The sequence below is a fragment of the Dietzia sp. genome (genome assembly GCF_036741115.1).
Taxonomy (GTDB): Bacteria; Actinomycetota; Actinomycetes; order Mycobacteriales; family Mycobacteriaceae; genus Dietzia.
Genome location: NZ_DAINST010000005.1, coordinates 66,095 through 66,826, shown reverse-complemented (window position 1 = coordinate 66,826; position 732 = coordinate 66,095). Strand labels below are relative to the sequence as shown.

General features: G+C 65.3%; 1 pseudogene. It reads right to left on the bottom strand.

Annotated features, from left to right (window positions below):
- A pseudogene (adh, locus tag V7E05_RS01720) lies at positions 1-732 on the bottom strand (aldehyde dehydrogenase); the annotation flags it as partial.

The following is a 732-nucleotide window of genomic DNA, read 5'->3' as shown; positions in this document are numbered from 1 at the left end:
CTCGACGTAGAAACCGCCACCCAGATCGCCGTCCAACTCGGCCTGCCGACCACCGGTGAGCACCTTCGCGCCCTCCTTCTGGCCGATGTCGAGGTAGGAAAGGATCTTCTGCAACTGGTCGTTCGAGGCCTGCGCGCCGATCATCGTCGAGTCGTCGAGCGGGTTGCCGGCCTTGATTTTCTTCGTGCGTTCGACGACGTCGGCCATGAACTGCTCGTAGATCGACTCCTGGACGAGCGCGCGCGACGGGCACGTGCACACCTCGCCCTGGTTGAGGGCGAACATCGTGAAGCCCTCCTGCGCCTTGTCCCAGAACGCGTCGTCCTCGGCCGCCACGTCGGCGAAGAAGATGTTCGGGCTCTTGCCGCCGAGCTCGAGGGTCACGGGGATGAGGTTCTCCGAGGCGTACTGCATGATGAGCCGGCCCGTGGTGGTTTCGCCCGTAAAGGCGATCTTGCGGATCCGCTTGTTCGAGGCGAGCGGCTTCCCGGCCTCGACGCCGAAGCCGTTGACCACATTGACGACACCCGGGGGAAGGAGGTCGCCGATGAGCTCCATGAGCACCATGATCGACGCCGGCGTCTGCTCGGCGGGCTTGAGCACGACGCAGTTGCCGGCGGCGAGCGCGGGGGCGAGCTTCCAGATGCCCATGAGCAGCGGGAAATTCCACGGGATGATCTGCCCGACCACGCCGAGCGGCTCGTGGAAGTGGTACGCGACGAGGTTCTCGTC